Genomic DNA, 14,606 nt, shown 5'->3' with positions numbered 1-14,606 from the left:
CACCGTGACCCCCACCGCCGCCGACCTCGCCGCGATGCAGCGGGCCCTCGCGCTCGCCGCCGAGGCCTCGACGCACGAGGATGTGCCCGTCGGCGCCGTCGTCATCGACGCCGACGGACGCGTGATCGGCGAGGGACGCAACCTCCGCGAGGCGACGAACGACCCCACCGCCCACGCGGAGGTCGTCGCCCTGCGCGCGGCCGCCGCGCACGCGGGCACGTGGCACCTCGCCGGGTGCACGCTCGTGGTCACGCTCGAACCGTGCGTCATGTGCGCGGGGGCGATCCTGCAGGCGCGCGTGCCGCGCGTGGTCTTCGGATCGTGGGATGCCAAGGCGGGTGCCGCCGGGTCGCTCTACGACGTCCTGCGCGACCGGCGTCTGCCGCATCGCGTCGAGGTGGTCGGCGGGGTCGCCGAGACCGCGGCATCCGCGCTGCTGCGGGAGTTCTTCGAGACCCGTCGCGACTGACCGCGCCGGCGCGGCTCAGCGCGGCAGCAGCGGCAGCAGCTCGGTGCCGACCTCGTCGGCGTGATCGATGTCGCGCAGGTCGAGGAGCTGGAAGTACACGCGTTCCGCGCCGAGATCCCGCAGACGCTCGACCTTCTCTGCGATCTGCTCCGGTCGGCCGATCAGGTTGGCGCCGTTGTCGAACTGCGCGCGCGTCTGGCCGATCGCGGCCGCGCGGCGTTCGATCGCGGAGTCGTCCGCGCCGACGATCGTGGGCAGTGCGACCGAGAACTTCAACGACGCGGGGTCGCGTCCGATGTCCTCGCACGCAGCGCGGACGATGGCGAACTTCTCGGCCACCACGTCCTCCGGGACGAACCCGATGTTGAACTCGGTCGCGAAGCGCGCCGCGAGGGCGGGCGTCCGCTTCGGGCCGCCGCCGCCGACGATCACCGGCACGGGCGACTGGACGGGCTTGGGCAGCGCGGGGGCGGCATCCAGGCGGTAGTTCGCGCCCTCGAACGAGAAGGTCTCACCCGCCGGCGTCGACCAGAGCCCGGTGACGATGGCGAGCTGCTCCTCGAGCAGGTCGAACCGCTTCGGCGGGAAGGGGATGCCGTAGGCGGCATGCTCCGCTTCGAACCAGCCCGTGCCGAGGCCGAGTTCGACCCGACCGCCCGACATGGCGTCGACCTGCGCGACCTGGATCGCCAGGATGCCGGGCACGCGGTACGTCACCGACGACACCAGGGTGCCGAGCCGGATGCGGGACGTCTCGCGGGCGAGGCCCGCGAGCGTGGTCCACGCGTCGGTGGGGCCGGGCAGCGGGTCGCCCTCACCCATCCGCAGGTAGTGGTCGGAGCGGAAGAATCCGTCGAGGCCGTGGGTCTCGGCCGATCGCGCGAACGCGAGCTGATCGTCGTAGGAGAACCCCTGCTGGGGCTCGGTGAAGAGGCAGTACTCCACGGGGACCTCTCAGTCGGCCGAACGCAGGATGATCGCCTCGGTGGGCGGAGCCGGGTCGGCGGGGCGACCCACGTAGCCGATCACCGTCAGCAGAGCCTGGCGGAACTGCGCCGGGCGCTCGAGGTGCGGCGCGTGGCCGGCGCCCTCCACGGCGACCTCGGTGACGTCCCCGCCGGCGGCGGCGTACGCGTCCAGCACGTCGCGGGTCTGCGACACCATCGGCTGCGCCGGGGCCGCCTCCTCGCCGGGCCAGTCCGGAATGATGCCGAGGGCGCCGAGGTGGTTGAAGTCGTAGAACGAGGCGTCCGACACGATCGCGTCGGCCGTGCCGCGGATCCACAGGATCGGGGGCTTCTCGGCGAGGTCGACGATGCCCGAGACGTCGAAGTGCTTCGGCGCCATGGTGTTGAGCACGCCGATCTTCCCGGCGGCGAAACCCGGCCAGTTCGGTGATGCCACGGCATCCCCGGGGTAGTTCCCGCCCGCGGTGGAGGTCGTGAGCATCGACTCGACCCAGACGTCCTCGTGCTCGCTCGTGTAGCCGGGAGCGACGTACCCCGACCGGAAGACCGAGCGCGGAGAGGTGGGGGCCTCGTCGGTCGTGTCGTGGTCGATGAGGCGTTGCACGAAGTCGGGGTTCGCGCCGCCGGCGCCGACACCCGCGTCGTCGTCGGTGAGTCGGGACCCGTCGCGGCGCGTTCCGCCGAATCCGTAGGGCGACACCGGCGCCTGCAGGGTGAGGGAGAGGACGGGGTGGTCCAGCGCGTACTGCAGGACGACGCCGCCGCCCATCGACCAGCCCACCAGGTGCGCGGTCGGGATGCCGAGGGCGCTCAGGGTCGCGTGGAGGTCGTCGCTGAAGTCGCGGACGCCGCGGGTCGCGTCGATCGGGGTGTGCTCGGTTCCGCCGAAGCCGCGCAGGTCGACCGCGAGCACGCGCAGGTCGCTCGGCAGGTCCTGCATGATCTCCTGCCAGAACAGCGCCGAGGAGACGTTCCCGTGGACGAACACCACGGTCTGCTCGGGAGAGGTCGCGGGGTCGTCGGTCGCGCGCTCGAGCACGTTGACGCTCAGCCGACCGGTCTCGACCAGGCGTGAGGTGATGCCGTCGAAGAGAGTCATGGGGGTCCTCCGTGTCACTCGCGTCCGCTCCGCTACGGGCGCGTTCCGACTCTAACGCGCGCCCCTATCGGCCGCACTCAGGGTTCGTAGACTTGCGTGCATGACGGATGCCACCCTCACCCTGCCCCCGCTCGCGTTCCTCGGCGCCGGTTCCATGGGGGGCGCGATCCTGCGCGGACTCGTCGCCGCGGGCCTCACCGGCGGGGGAGTGACCGCCACCAACCGTTCGGCGGCCAAGGCGGCCGAACTCGCCGGGCTGGAGGGCGTCACCAGTGTCGCGCTGGAGACCGCCCCCGACGGCAACACCGTCGCCGCGGCATCCGCCGACGTGATCCTCATCGGCGTGAAGCCCGCCATGGTGCCCGATCTCCTCGACGAGATCGCGCCGCACCTCCGACCCGGCGCGGTCGTGGTCAGCCTCGCGGCCGGCGTGACCCTCGAGACCTTCGCGCGTCACCTCGGCGCGGGCGTGGCGACGCTGCGCTCGATGCCGAACACGCCCTCGCTCGTCGGCAAGGGCGTCACGGGTCTCGCCGCCGGTGCCGACGCGACGGCGGAGGACGTCGCGCTCGTCCGAGCGCTCTTCGAGACGGTGGGCCACGTCGTCGAGGTCCCCGAGTCGCAGATCGACGCGCTCTCCACCATCTCGGGTTCCGGGCCCGCGTACGTGTTCCTCCTCATCGAGGAGTTCACGAAGGCGGCGGTCCGCATGGGCTTCGACGACGACGCCGCACGTCTGCTGGCCGAGCAGACCTTCATCGGCGCGACGGAGCTGCTGGCATCCTCTGACGTGGATCCCGCCGAACTCCGCCGCCGCGTCACCAGCCCCAAGGGCACCACGGAGCGGGCGGTCGCGGTGCTGCAGGACGCGCACCTCGACGACACGTTCACCGCGGCGGCCGAGGCCGCGCTCGCCCGGGCGAAGGAACTCGCCGCCGGGGCGTGACATGCGCCTGAGGTTCGAGGGACCGATCTGGTACTGGCGCGGACCCGCGCCGTACCACTTCGTCACCGTGCCGCCCGTCGAGGCCGCGGCGATCGCCGAGGTCGCCCCCGTGGTCACCTACGGCTGGGGCATGATCCCCGCCGCCGTCACGATCGGGCAGACGCGGGTGACCACGGCGCTCTGGCCGAAGGACGGCGCCTACATCGTGCCGATCAAGAAAGCGCTGCAGGATGCCGAGCACCTCGGCGTCGACGACGTCGTCACCGTCGCGCTGGAGATCGCCGTCTAGCGATCCAGCGCCGCGAACCGCTCGATGTCGCTGTTGGTGCCCGAGACGATGATGAGGTCGTGGTTGGTGACGATGGTGTTCGCCTCCGCGTAACGGAAGGGGCGGCCCGGGCTCTTCACTCCGACGACCGTGACGTTGTACTTCGTGCGCACGCCCGACTCGTTCAGGCCGACGCCGCGCACGAGCTTCGGGGGATACATCTTCGCGAGCACGAAGTCGTCGTCGAAGCGGATGAAGTCGAGCATGCGGCCGCTGACGAGATGCGCGACGCGCTCGCCGGCTTCGGCCTCGGGGTAGATGACGTGGTTCGCGCCGACACGGGCGAGGATCTTGCCGTGCGACTGCGACACCGCCTTCGCCCAGATCTGGGGCACCTTCAGGTCGACCAGATTCGCCGTGATGAGCACGGACGCTTCGATCAGGGACCCGACCGCGACGACGGCGACCTGGAAGTCCTGCGCACCGATCTGGCGCAGTGCGTCGATGTTGCGCGCGTCGGCCTGGACGGCGTGGGTGACGCGCTCGGACCACTTCTGGACGAGGTCGAGGTTGCCGTCGACGGCGAGCACTTCGCGGTCCAGCCGGTCCAGCTCGCCGGCGCACGCCGCGCCGAAACGCCCGAGGCCGATGACGAGGACGGGCGCGTCGCTGCGGATCCGTTCAACCAACGATCGGCCTTTCGACGGGCAGCGCGTAGAGCTGCGAACGGGAGGACGCCGCGACGGCCGCGGCGAGAGTCACAGTACCAATGCGCCCCATGAACATCGTGAGCGCCAGCACGTACACGGCCGGGTCGGGGAGTTCGGCGGTGAGTCCCGTCGACAGGCCCACGGTGGCGAAACCGGAGATGACGTCGAAGAGCACGTATTCGATGGGGGCATCGGTGATGCGGCTGATCGTGACCGTGGAGATCGCCACGATCGTCGCCCCCCACGCCACGACCGAGAGCGCCACGCGCTGCACGTCGCTGGGGATGCGCCGCCCGAACGCCTGCACCGACGGACGCCCCTTCGCCTCCGAGAACACGGCGAGAGCGAGGACGGCCAGCGTCGTGACCTTGATGCCGCCGGCGGTGGATGCCGAGCCCCCGCCGACGAACATGAGCATGGATCCGACGATGAGCGTGGCACCGTTGAGATCGCCGACGTTGACGACGGAGAAGCCTCCGGACCGGGTCATGGCCGACAGGAAGAACGCCTGGAACGTGGTGTCCCACGCGTCCATGCTCCCGAAGGTGAGGGGATTGTCGTATTCCAGCAGCAGAATGACGCCGGCGCCGGCGAAGAAGAGGACCACGGTCGTGATGATCGTCAGCTTCGCGTGCAGCGACCACAGCCGGAACCGCCACCAGTGGCGCCACAGCGTGAAGATCACGGGGAACCCGATCGAGCCGAGGAACACGCCGATCATGAGCACCGTGAGCAGGAAGTAGTCCTGCGCGAACGGCGTCAGGCCGTCGGCGTTGGGGATGAAGCCGGTGTTCGTGAACGCCATCGCGGCGTAGTACGGCGCCTCCCACAGGGCGACGAGCGGATCGATCCCGCCGATGACCAGCGAGGGGTAGATCAGCACCGTGAGACCGGCCTCGATCACGAGGGTGGACAGCGCGACGGTGCGCAGCAGCTGGCCGACCTCGCCCAGGCGGATGGTCTGCCCCTCGTTGACCGGCCCGCCGTGGGCGCGCAGCGGATTGCTGTCGCCCGCGGCGATGAGCTTGGCCCGAAGGCCCAAGCGCTTGGAGATGACGAGGCCCAGGATCGAGGCGAGGGTGAGCACGCCGAGTGCGCCGACGTTCACCCCCAGGTAGGTGATGACGTGCCCGAGCGGCGACCAGTGGCTGTACATGTTCACCGTCGACAGACCGGTCACGCAGATGGTGGACACCGCGGTGAACAGAGCGTCGGCGAGCGGCGTGCGGTGTCCGTCCGCGGCCGCGGCCGGGAGCGAGAAGAGCGCGGTGAACAGGAGGATCAGGATGACGAACACCAGCACCGCGAATCGAGCGGGGGATGCCGTGGTCAGATCGCGCAGCCCGTCCCATGCTCGGAAGGCGATGCGGCGTACGCGCATCGACATACGCACCTCGTCGGGCGTCGCCGCCATGCGTCGCTCCCTTCGGGGATGGAACCCGAATCATGGTACTCGGGCGGGCTCGCGGCTAACCTAATGCCATGGCGGACATCTTCGACGTGATCGCTGACGGCACGCGTCGCGACATCCTTCAGCTGCTCCTGGACCGGGCGACCGGCGGTGAGCGGGGCACGAGCGTCTCGCAGATCGTGCACGCGCTCGGCGTCAGCCAGCCCACCGTCTCGAAGCACCTGAAGGTGCTGCGCGAGGCGGAACTGGTCTCGGTGCGCGAGGAGGGCCAGCACCGCTACTACAGCCTGGCGGTGGCCCCGCTCGACGAGGTCGACGACTGGCTCGTGCCGTTCTTCTCGGTCGACGTCGAGAACGAGCCCGCCCTGCCGGAACCCGCCGTCCACGCGGCCGAGGTGATGGGCCGCGCGGCCGCCTCGGTGAAGCACTCGGTCACCTCCGCGTTCCGCAAACTCCCCGGCCGCTGAACGGCCGCAGGGCCGCAGGAACACGGCATCCGCATCACACTTCCGTCACAGAAGCCCCATAGGTTTACACGCGTCTCGGGCAGACCCTAGAGTGTGTCCACAGCGAACAGGGGTGGCGGACACCCGCGGCGAAGGGTGATCGATGGCAGAGCTGCCCGACGTGCGTTTCCTGACGGTCGCCGAGGTCGCCGATCTGATGCGTGTCTCGAAGATGACCGTCTACCGCCTCGTGCACGCCGGAGAACTGCCCGCCGTGCGGTTCGGACGCAGCTACCGGGTGCCCGAATCGGCGGTCGCCGAGGCCGTGCAGCGGCCGGTGTCCGACGTCGGCTAGACTGGTCCGAGGCCTTTTTCCAACGCCTGCCCGTTCCCGGGAGCCGACATCGGCACCCAGACCCCGACTTAGTGAGGTTTTCCGTGGGTTCTGTCATCAAGAAGCGCCGTAAGCGCATGGCGAAGAAGAAGCACCGCAAGCTGCTTCGCAAGACTCGTCACCAGCGTCGCAACAAGAAGTAACGCGACCACCACACCGAGCGCCTGTCATCCGACGGGCGCTTCGTGTATGCGGCATCCGATCACCGACGTCCTTTCGAGGAGCACACATGCAGTCCATCTCGGTCCACGACCTGCACGCCGGACGCGATCGTCCGCTGATCGATGTGCGCGAGGTCGACGAGTTCGCCGGAGGACACGTCCCCGGCGCCGTCAACCTGCCGATGTCGACGCTCGGCGAGAACCTGGACCAGCTCCCGGAGGGGGCCTTCGACGTCATCTGCCAGGCCGGCGGTCGCTCGGCGCGGGTCGTCGAGGCCCTGTCGGCGCGCGGCCACGACGCCACCAACGTCGAGGGCGGCACGGGCGAGTGGATCGCCTCGGGCTACGACGTCGAGTCCTGACACCTCGTCGCGCCCTCCTAGGATGGGTGGGGTGACGACCCTCACGCTCATCGGCAAGCCCGACTGTCATCTCTGCGACGTCGCCGAGCAGATCGTCGAGACGGTCGTGGGCGAGCTTCCGGCCGAGGTGGCCGACCGGCTCGTCATCGAGCAGGCGTCGATCGCCGAGGACACCGCCCTCTACGAGCGGTGGTGGGAGAAGATCCCCGTCGTCCTGATCGACGGCGAACTGCACGCGCACTGGCGCGTGTCCGCCGACCGTCTCCGTGCCGCGCTTCTCGCGGCCGACCCCGAAGGAGCCTCCGCGTGAGCATCCGTCACATCGTCCTGTGGAAGCTCGCGGCGGACGACGCCGACACCCGCGCGCTGCACGCGGAGCAGATCGCCGAGCGGCTGCTGTCGCTCCGCGGCGAGATCGCCGAGATCGAACACCTCGAGGTGGGGCGGAACGTCGCCTACCCGCAGACGAACTGGGACGTGGCTCTCGTCAGCGAGTTCGCGGACGTCGAGGCTCTCGAGCGGTATCAGGTGCACCCGGCGCACCAGGAGGTGGCGGCGTTCGTCCGCACCGTGGTGACGGAGCGCGCGGGCATCGATTTCCCCGCCTGAGCCCAGCCTTCAGCTGAGCGGCCGCGTCGTCACGGGAACGGCCGCGAGGGCGATCCGCACCCGGGCGTGAAGGTCCAGGCGTGCATCGGCGGCGTGATCCACGTGGACGAGGCTGCCGTCGAGCGTGCGCACGAGCGACCGCCGCACGCGACCGAGGAACCTGCTCTCCTCGACGACGGCATCCATCCCGGGCGCGTCCGGCGCAACGAGGACGACGTTCTCGGGGCGGACCAGCACTTCGCAGTGCCCGTCGTGCGCGGACCCGGCCAGGGGGAGATGCTGCCCCCACACGTCGACCTCGGATCCCTCGACGATGCCGGGCACGCTGCTCACCGGTCCGAGCACGGCCGCGACGGCGGGCTCGGCAGCGCGGGCGTAGACCTGCTCGGGTGTGCCGTCGGCGGCGATGCGTCCGCGGTCGAGGACGATCACGCGGTCGGCGACGGCGATGGCTTCGGCGGTGTCGCGGGTGACCCAGACGGTCGTCGTTCCGCGGCGGCGGAGCTCGCGGACCAGAGCGTCCCGCAGTCGCTCCCGACCGACGGTGTGCAGAGCGCTGAGCGCATCGTCGAGGACGAGGGCTCGGGGCTCGGCGGCCAGCGCCCGCGCGATCGCGAGCCGTTGCCGGTCGCCCCGCGACAGGCGCCGTATCCCGGCATCCGGGGAGGTCAGCCCGACGAGGGCGAGGAGGCGCCTCACCTCGTCGTCGGCACCGCGGGGATGACGCCCGCGGGGCAGCACGGCGTCGCGTACCCGCCCGAAGCGCGGAGCGCCGTCATCGAAGACCCCACCGAGTCGCGGCGCATCGGGTCGTGCCCGCCCGTCGATGAGCACCTCGCCGTGGTCGGCCCGTTCGCGGCCGGCGATGATCCCCGCGAGGGTGGTCGCGCCGCAGCCGGACTCGCCGACGATCGCGACGATGCCCCCCGCGGGCAGGTCGAGGTCGACTCCGTCGAGGACCTGCGCGCCCGCGCGTGAGCGGGTCACCCCCGAGAGCCGTACGCTCCACCCCGCGCCCGAGGAACCGTCCGAGGGGACGGCCACCGCGGCGCTGCCTTCGACCATGACGACACGCTAGGCGTCACGGATGACCTCGCCCGGCCCGGTGAGTGAACCTCGGGCGTCGGGCGGGGGAACTCAGGGAGCCAGGCGCGTGGGGCCGCGGAAGAGGAAGGTGACCTCGCGGATCGACGACTCGCCGAGCAGGAGCATCAGCACGCGCGCGAGACCCATGCCGAAGCCTCCGTGCGGCGGGGCGCCGAAGCGGAAGAAGTCGAGGTAGAAATCGAGGTGCTCGGGGTCGAGCCCCTTCTCCTTCGCCTGCTCCACCAGGACGTCGACGCGGTGCTCGCGCTGCGCGCCGGTGGTGATCTCGACGCCGTTGAACAGCAGGTCGTACGACTTCGTGAGCCCGGTCTCGGGGTCGCGCATGTGGTAGAACGCGCGGATCTCGGGGTGGTAGTCGGTCACGAAGACGAACTGGTGGCCGAACGCTTCGCGGACGTGCGCGGCGATCTGGCGCTCGCCCTCGGGGTCGAGGTCGCCGTCGGTGCGCGGGATGTCGTAGCCGCGGGCCGCGACGATCTCGCGGGCCTCCGCGAGCGGGATGCGCGGGAACGGCAGGGTCGGCACCTGCACCTCGACCCCGAACAGCTCCTGGATCTCATCGCCGTGCTTGTCTTTGACCGCCTGGAACGCGGTCTGCAGGAGCTCCTCCTGCATGCGGGCGACGTCCTCGTGCGAGTCGATCCAGCTGATCTCCGCATCCACCGAGGTGAACTCGGTCGCGTGGCGGCTCGTGAAGGACGGGTCGGCGCGGAACGCGGGTGCGATCTCGAAGATCTTGCCGAAGCCGGCGACCTGCGCCATCTGCTTGAAGAACTGCGGGCTCTGGGCGAGGTACGCGGTCTTGTCCTCGAAGTAGGGCACCTCGAACAGCTCGGCGTTGGACTCCGAGGGGGATGCCATGAGCTTGGGGGAATGGATCTCGATGTAGTCGCGCTCGACCCAGTACGTGCGCATGGCGTGCTCGAGGGTGGTCTGCACGCGGAAGATGAGGTTGTTGCGACGCTGGCGGAGGTCGAGGAAGCGCCAGTCCATGCGCTTGTCCAGACCGCTGTCGGCGGCGATCGGGGTCTCGGGGTTGGCGGCAGCGGAGATCTCGAGCTCACCGATCTTGATCTCGACGCCGCCGAGCTTGACGCGCTCGTCGTGCTTGAGCTCGCCGCGGACCGTCAGGAACGTGCCGTTGGCGAGGGCGCCGATCGTCTCGGTGAGGGCCAGGGCCGCGGCATCCTGTTCACCGGCCTCCTCGGAGGGGCGCGTGGCCGGGTTGACCAGCTGGACGGCGCCGGTCTCGTCGCGGAGGACGATGAACTGGACCTTCTTCTGATCGCGGACGGTCTCGACCCACCCCGACACCGAGACGGGGCCGGCCGGAAGGGACTTCAACTGCTGGATCAGGACGCGTTCGCTCACGAGGAACCAGTCTACGTGCGGGGGCGGGCCCGCCCGTGCTCAGCGTCCCGCGCCCGCGCTCAGACCCGCCTTGACGTGGCGCTGAGCCGCGAGGATCACCACCAGCGCGGGGACGCTCGCGATCAGGGAAGCGGCCATCGTCGCCGCCCACGTGTTGAGGTTCGAGTTCGCCAGCGCCAGGATCAGCACCGACATGGGGTACATCTCGTTGCGGTTGACCAGGGTCAGGCCGAACAGCAGATCGCCCCAGCTGAAGAGGAATGCGAAGACGCCGGCGGTGACGATGGCGTTGCGCGAGAGCGGGACGACGATCCGCCACAGCGTGCCGATCGGCCCGAGTCCGTCGACCGTCGCCGCCTCGATCACCTCGGTGTCCAGGCGCAGCATGAAGGCCCTCATCACGATGACCGCGAACGGGACGCCCGCGGTGGCGTTGGCCAGGATGAGCCCGATGAACGTGTTGAGCAGGCCCCACGAGTTGAACATCGCGTAGAACGAGGTGGCCAGGACGACGCTCGGGATCATCTGCGCGAGCAGCAGCAGGATGAGGGCGATGCTGACCGCCCGCGACCGCAGGCGGCTGAGCGCGTACGCGGCCGGGATGGCCACGAGCAGCGTCACGAGCACCGAGCCGAGCGAGACCAGGACCGAGACGCGCAACCCGCCGATGCCGGCGTCGTCGAGCGCCTTCTCGTAGCCGCCGAGTCCGGGGGAGGCCGGGAACCAGGCGGTGTCCGCCGAGTTGGCGGAGGGCTGCAGCGACGCCGAGATCATCCAGTAGACGGGGAAGAGGTAGACGGCGAGCACGACGATCGTGACGATCGTCCACGTCCAGCCGCGGCGGCGGCGACGCTCGGCGACGGGAGCGGCGACCGGGGCGGTCGTCGCGGGGGCCGGGGCGGCGGGCAGGGTCGCGGTCATTCGTCACGCTCCTGGCGCATGGACATCACGGTGTACACGATCGCGAACAGGATGCTGATGCCCAGCAGCAGCATCCCGTAGGCGCCGCCGAGTCCGAACTGGAACTGCTGGAACGCCTGCCGGTAGGACAGCAGGCCGAGGGTCACGGTGCTGTTGGCGGGCCCGCCGGCCGTGAGCACGAGCACGAGGTCGACGATGAGGAGCGTGTAGACGACGCTCATGACGACGAGCACCGAGATCACGGGCCAGATCGTCGGCAGCACGATCGAGACGAGGCGACGCCAGGCGCCCGCCCCGTCGAGCTGAGCCGCCTCGAGCTGTTCGGCCGGCACCTGCTTCAGGGCAGCGCCCAGGATCGTGGCCCAGTAGGGCAGGCTCGCCCACACGGCGACCACGATGACGGCAGGGAGGGCAGTGGCCGGGTTCGCCAGCCACGCCTCGGCGGGAAGTCCGAGGGAACCCAGCACGTCGTTGATCGGTCCGTCGCCGGCGAGGAGCGACTTCCAGACGGTCGCCACGACGACCGCCGGGAGCAGCCACGGCAGGAGGATCAGGGTGGGCAGCCACCGGCTGCCGGGGAAGCGCCGGGCGAAGAGCAGCGCGAGGAGAAGCCCCAGGACGAGCTCGACGACGACCGAGACCACGGTGATCGTAACGGTGTTCGCCAGCGCGCGGAAGGTGATCGGCTCGGAGAGGATCGCCTCGAAGTTCGCCGTCCCGACGAACGGCGCCCGGCCGGTGATGAACGTCCCCGTCGTGAAGTTCGTCGTGCTCATGTACACGCCGTACCCGAGGGGGAACAGGAAGAAGACGACGAAGAACACGATGGCCGGGGTGAGGAACCCCCACAGCTCACCGCGCTGGCGCGCGGCCAGGGAACGCCGGAACCGGCCGGGGGTGCGTGCCCCCGGCCGGCCGGTCGTCGTCAGCGTGTCCGCCGTCACTTGCCGCTGGCCTGCTCCAGGGCGGCCTGTGCCGTCTGTCCGCCGACCGTCGCCGCCTGGATGGCGTCGACGTACTGCTGCTGCAGCGTGTTCCACTCGGTGCCGAGCTGCGCGGAGTTGTAGGCACCGTCGACGGCGTCGACGAACGGGGCCGCGGCCGGGACCTTCTCGACGAAGGTGGCCTGCGCGCTCTTCAGCGCGGGGATGTATCCGCCCTGGACCGCGGTGTCGACCTGGTTCTCCTCGGACGCGCGGCACTTGACCAGCGCCGCGGCCGCGGCTTCCTTCGTCGCATCGGCGTTGGCGGCGACGCCGTAGGCGTAGCCGAGGAGGTTCACCTTCGGCGACTCGCCGGAGGTGGCGGTCGGGAAGGGGAACGTGCCCCACTCGAACGGGATCGAGGTGTCGACGAGGTTCCAGGGGCCCGACACCGTCAGAGCGGTCTTGCCGGAGGTCCACTGGTCGATCGAGTCCCAGCCCCAGTTGACGAACTCGGACGAGAGCGAGCCGTTGTCGACGAGCTTTTTGTACAGGTCGACGGCCTCGACGGCACCGGTGCCGGTCGGGTCGGCGGGGTCGCCGCCGGCGGAGAGGAGGAACGGCAGGAAGTACACGGGGGTAGAGCCGTCGCCGCCGATGCCGGGGAGGACGATGCCCTTCTGGTCGGCCGTGGTCAACGACGCTGCGAGCTTCACGAGGTCGTCGAAGGTCTTCGGCGCGGTCTCGGACACTCCGGCGGCGGCGAAGGCGGCCTTGTTGTAGAAGATGGCGTAGTCCTCGACCTGCACGGGCAGACCGTAGAGCGTGCCGTCGTAGCGGCCGAGGTCGGCGGCGCTGTCGGCGAGACCGTCCGTGCTCACGTCGTACGAGCTGAGGTCGGCGAGCACGCCCTGGGCGGCCAGCTGCGGCAGCTGCGTGTCGGTGGAGAGGAGGGCCACGTCGGGCAGGGCCTTGGCGCCGGCGGCCTGCAGCAGCTTCGTGGTGTAGTCGCCGGACTGGGTCTGCACGTCGACCGTGATGCCGAGGTCGGCGGCGCACGCCTCGAAGTACTGCTTCTGCAGGCCCTGGTAGGGCTCGAAGTCGATGTTGTTCCAGACGGTCAGGCTGACGCCGTCAAACCCGTCGGTCGGAGCGGGGGCGGCCTGACCGCCGGCGCAGGCGGTGAGGGCGAGGGCGGCGGTGAGACCGGCCGCGGGAAGTGCGACGCGCCGCAGTCGCTGAGACGTGGATGCCATGGGGTGTGTCCGTTCCCGATGACGCCGACGGCGCCGATCGACCTGTGCTGTGAGGGACACGGGTCGGGGCCGCCCGTGTCATCCCTCACTCTGGGGGCTTCTCGTGACGAACAGGGAACGAACGCGTCACGCGATGTAACACCGCGCCGTGTCGGCGGGAGCGACCGGGCAGGGTGAGTGCATGGCATCCGCTTCTCCTTCCGTCGTCCGCCGCGTCCTCGTGGACACCGACACCGGCCTCGACGACGCGCACTCCCTCATGTACCTGCTGGCCCAGCCCGACGTCGAGATCGAGGCCATCACGACGATCTACGGCAACACGCCGGTGGAGGACTCGGCGCGCAACGTCCGCACCGTGCTGCGGCTCGCGGGGCGCGAGGACATCCCGGTGCACCTGGGGGAGGCGGCCCCCATCGAGGGCGAGGCGTCCATCGCCGACTTCGTCCACGGCACCGACGGCCTCGGCGACCGCTTCGAGCGCGCCGAGCTGCGCGTCGAGGACGAGAGCGCGGTGGATGCCATCGTGCGCATCGCCGCGGAGCACCCCGGCGAGGTGGACCTGCACCCCCTGGGGCCCCTCACCAACATCGCCCGCGCGCTCAAGCGCGACCCCGACCTGTTCCTGAAGTTCCGATCGGTGGTCATCATGGGCGGGGCGGGTCCGTACCCGGCCCCGGGTGGTGCGACCCTGACGGATGCCAACACCGCCAACGACCGTCGCGCCGCCGAGATCGTGTTCGGGGCGCGCAACTCCGGCAACGTCGTCATGGTGGGAGTGAACGTCACGGCGACGGCGATCCTCGACGAGCACGTGCTCGCCGTGCTGCGCGGGGTCGGGACCCCGTGGGCGACGTTCGCCGGCGAGGTGCTCGACGCGTACAACGACTTCTACCAGTACAAGTGGGGGCGTCGGATCTCGTCCGCCCACGACGGCCTCGCGACCGTCATCCTGCACCGCCCGGAGATCGTCACCAGCTGGATCGAGGGGCCGGTGGACTACACGCCGTACGCCGACTCCCTCGCGACCCGCATCGCGCTCACGCACGACGGACTGCCGCTGGTGTGGGGGACGCCGGAGGGCCCGACCGTCCGCGCGGTGACGGCGTTCGACAAGACGGAGTTCCTCCGCCGGTTCGTCCACGCGCTCTCGACCGGACCGGCGCCGCGCGACTGACCGCGGCGCCG

The 14,606-nt window shown here is 70.4% G+C and carries 19 protein-coding genes; 10 read left to right on the top strand and 9 right to left on the bottom strand.

Annotated elements, in window-relative coordinates:
* The first annotated feature begins 34 nt into the window (after nt 1–34).
* Nucleotides 35–469: a tRNA adenosine(34) deaminase TadA gene (gene tadA, locus QM517_RS07525; protein ID WP_283287301.1), complete on the top strand. Its 435-nt coding sequence runs from the start codon at nt 35–37 to the stop codon at nt 467–469.
* Between the two features lie 15 nt (nt 470–484).
* Here tadA and QM517_RS07520 read toward each other — a convergent pair whose 3' ends face one another.
* Together QM517_RS07520 and QM517_RS07515 are read right to left on the bottom strand one after the other, a co-directional pair.
* On the bottom strand, nt 485–1,414 hold the full coding sequence (locus tag QM517_RS07520; protein WP_283286292.1) for an LLM class F420-dependent oxidoreductase: 930 nt from the start codon (nt 1,412–1,414) through the stop codon (nt 485–487).
* A gap of 9 nt (nt 1,415–1,423) precedes the next feature.
* Nucleotides 1,424–2,536, bottom strand: a complete 1,113-nt coding sequence (locus QM517_RS07515; RefSeq protein ID WP_283286291.1) for an alpha/beta hydrolase — start codon at nt 2,534–2,536, stop codon at nt 1,424–1,426.
* A 100-nt stretch (nt 2,537–2,636) separates the two neighbouring features.
* On the opposite strand from QM517_RS07515, the gene proC reads away from it, so the two are divergent.
* Together proC and QM517_RS07505 are read left to right on the top strand one after the other, a co-directional pair.
* On the top strand, nt 2,637–3,482 hold the full coding sequence (proC, locus tag QM517_RS07510) for a pyrroline-5-carboxylate reductase (protein WP_283286289.1): 846 nt from the start codon (nt 2,637–2,639) through the stop codon (nt 3,480–3,482).
* Between the two features lies 1 nt (nt 3,483).
* Complete coding sequence (locus QM517_RS07505) at nt 3,484–3,771, top strand: DUF1905 domain-containing protein (RefSeq protein ID WP_283286288.1); 288 nt, start codon at nt 3,484–3,486, stop codon at nt 3,769–3,771.
* On the opposite strand, the gene QM517_RS07500 is transcribed toward QM517_RS07505, so the two are convergent.
* Nucleotides 3,768–4,439: a potassium channel family protein gene (locus QM517_RS07500; RefSeq protein WP_077052411.1), complete on the bottom strand. Its 672-nt coding sequence runs from the start codon at nt 4,437–4,439 to the stop codon at nt 3,768–3,770. The genes QM517_RS07505 and QM517_RS07500 overlap by 4 nt on opposite strands.
* Entirely contained in the window at nt 4,432–5,847 is a 1,416-nt protein-coding gene (locus QM517_RS07495) for a TrkH family potassium uptake protein (RefSeq protein WP_374114682.1), read from the bottom strand. The genes QM517_RS07500 and QM517_RS07495 overlap by 8 nt, the downstream gene beginning before the upstream one ends.
* A gap of 95 nt (nt 5,848–5,942) precedes the next feature.
* Between QM517_RS07495 and QM517_RS07490 the strand changes: the two genes are divergently transcribed.
* The 6 genes from QM517_RS07490 (at nt 5,943) to QM517_RS07465 (ending at nt 7,843) form a co-directional block, all read left to right on the top strand.
* On the top strand, nt 5,943–6,338 hold the full coding sequence (locus QM517_RS07490; RefSeq protein ID WP_077052409.1) for an ArsR/SmtB family transcription factor: 396 nt from the start codon (nt 5,943–5,945) through the stop codon (nt 6,336–6,338).
* Between the two features lie 142 nt (nt 6,339–6,480).
* Nucleotides 6,481–6,672: a helix-turn-helix domain-containing protein gene (locus QM517_RS07485; protein ID WP_022877899.1), complete on the top strand. Its 192-nt coding sequence runs from the start codon at nt 6,481–6,483 to the stop codon at nt 6,670–6,672.
* 83 nt (nt 6,673–6,755) lie between these two features.
* A complete protein-coding gene (locus QM517_RS07480) occupies nt 6,756–6,854 on the top strand; it encodes a 30S ribosomal protein bS22 (RefSeq protein WP_003792170.1) in 99 nt (32 codons plus the stop codon).
* Between the two features lie 86 nt (nt 6,855–6,940).
* On the top strand, nt 6,941–7,234 hold the full coding sequence (locus QM517_RS07475; protein ID WP_077052408.1) for a rhodanese-like domain-containing protein: 294 nt from the start codon (nt 6,941–6,943) through the stop codon (nt 7,232–7,234).
* A 31-nt stretch (nt 7,235–7,265) separates the two neighbouring features.
* Nucleotides 7,266–7,544: a glutaredoxin family protein gene (locus QM517_RS07470; RefSeq protein ID WP_083735193.1), complete on the top strand. Its 279-nt coding sequence runs from the start codon at nt 7,266–7,268 to the stop codon at nt 7,542–7,544.
* Nucleotides 7,541–7,843 carry a Dabb family protein gene (locus tag QM517_RS07465; protein WP_077052406.1) on the top strand — a complete coding sequence of 101 codons (303 nt, stop codon included), beginning with the start codon at nt 7,541–7,543 and terminating at the stop codon, nt 7,841–7,843. Before QM517_RS07470 ends, QM517_RS07465 begins: the two co-directional genes overlap by 4 nt.
* 9 nt (nt 7,844–7,852) lie before the next feature.
* Here QM517_RS07465 and QM517_RS07460 read toward each other — a convergent pair whose 3' ends face one another.
* The 5 genes from QM517_RS07460 to QM517_RS07440 form a co-directional block, all read right to left on the bottom strand.
* Nucleotides 7,853–8,908 carry an ATP-binding cassette domain-containing protein gene (locus QM517_RS07460; protein WP_283286283.1) on the bottom strand — a complete coding sequence of 352 codons (1,056 nt, stop codon included), beginning with the start codon at nt 8,906–8,908 and terminating at the stop codon, nt 7,853–7,855.
* Nucleotides 8,909–8,980: 72 nt separating this feature from the next.
* The gene (gene aspS / locus QM517_RS07455) at nt 8,981–10,321 is read right to left on the bottom strand and encodes an aspartate--tRNA(Asn) ligase (protein WP_160897444.1); all 1,341 of its coding nucleotides are present in this window, start codon (nt 10,319–10,321) and stop codon (nt 8,981–8,983) included.
* Between the two features lie 39 nt (nt 10,322–10,360).
* The gene (locus QM517_RS07450; RefSeq protein ID WP_077052403.1) at nt 10,361–11,242 is read right to left on the bottom strand and encodes a carbohydrate ABC transporter permease; all 882 of its coding nucleotides are present in this window, start codon (nt 11,240–11,242) and stop codon (nt 10,361–10,363) included.
* Nucleotides 11,239–12,186 carry a carbohydrate ABC transporter permease gene (locus tag QM517_RS07445; RefSeq protein WP_283286280.1) on the bottom strand — a complete coding sequence of 316 codons (948 nt, stop codon included), beginning with the start codon at nt 12,184–12,186 and terminating at the stop codon, nt 11,239–11,241. Before QM517_RS07445 ends, QM517_RS07450 begins: the two co-directional genes overlap by 4 nt.
* A complete protein-coding gene (locus QM517_RS07440) occupies nt 12,183–13,421 on the bottom strand; it encodes a sugar ABC transporter substrate-binding protein (RefSeq protein WP_278102566.1) in 1,239 nt (412 codons plus the stop codon). Before QM517_RS07440 ends, QM517_RS07445 begins: the two co-directional genes overlap by 4 nt.
* A 181-nt stretch (nt 13,422–13,602) precedes the next feature.
* Between QM517_RS07440 and QM517_RS07435 the strand changes: the two genes are divergently transcribed.
* The gene (locus QM517_RS07435) at nt 13,603–14,595 is read left to right on the top strand and encodes a nucleoside hydrolase (protein ID WP_283286278.1); all 993 of its coding nucleotides are present in this window, start codon (nt 13,603–13,605) and stop codon (nt 14,593–14,595) included.
* Nucleotides 14,596–14,606 lie beyond the last annotated feature (11 nt).

This window comes from Microbacterium sp. IEGM 1404, assembly GCF_030056775.1.
Classification (GTDB): Bacteria; Actinomycetota; Actinomycetes; order Actinomycetales; family Microbacteriaceae; genus Microbacterium.
Note: the sequence above shows the minus strand (reverse complement) of the source record. Positions and strands in the feature narration are given on the sequence as shown.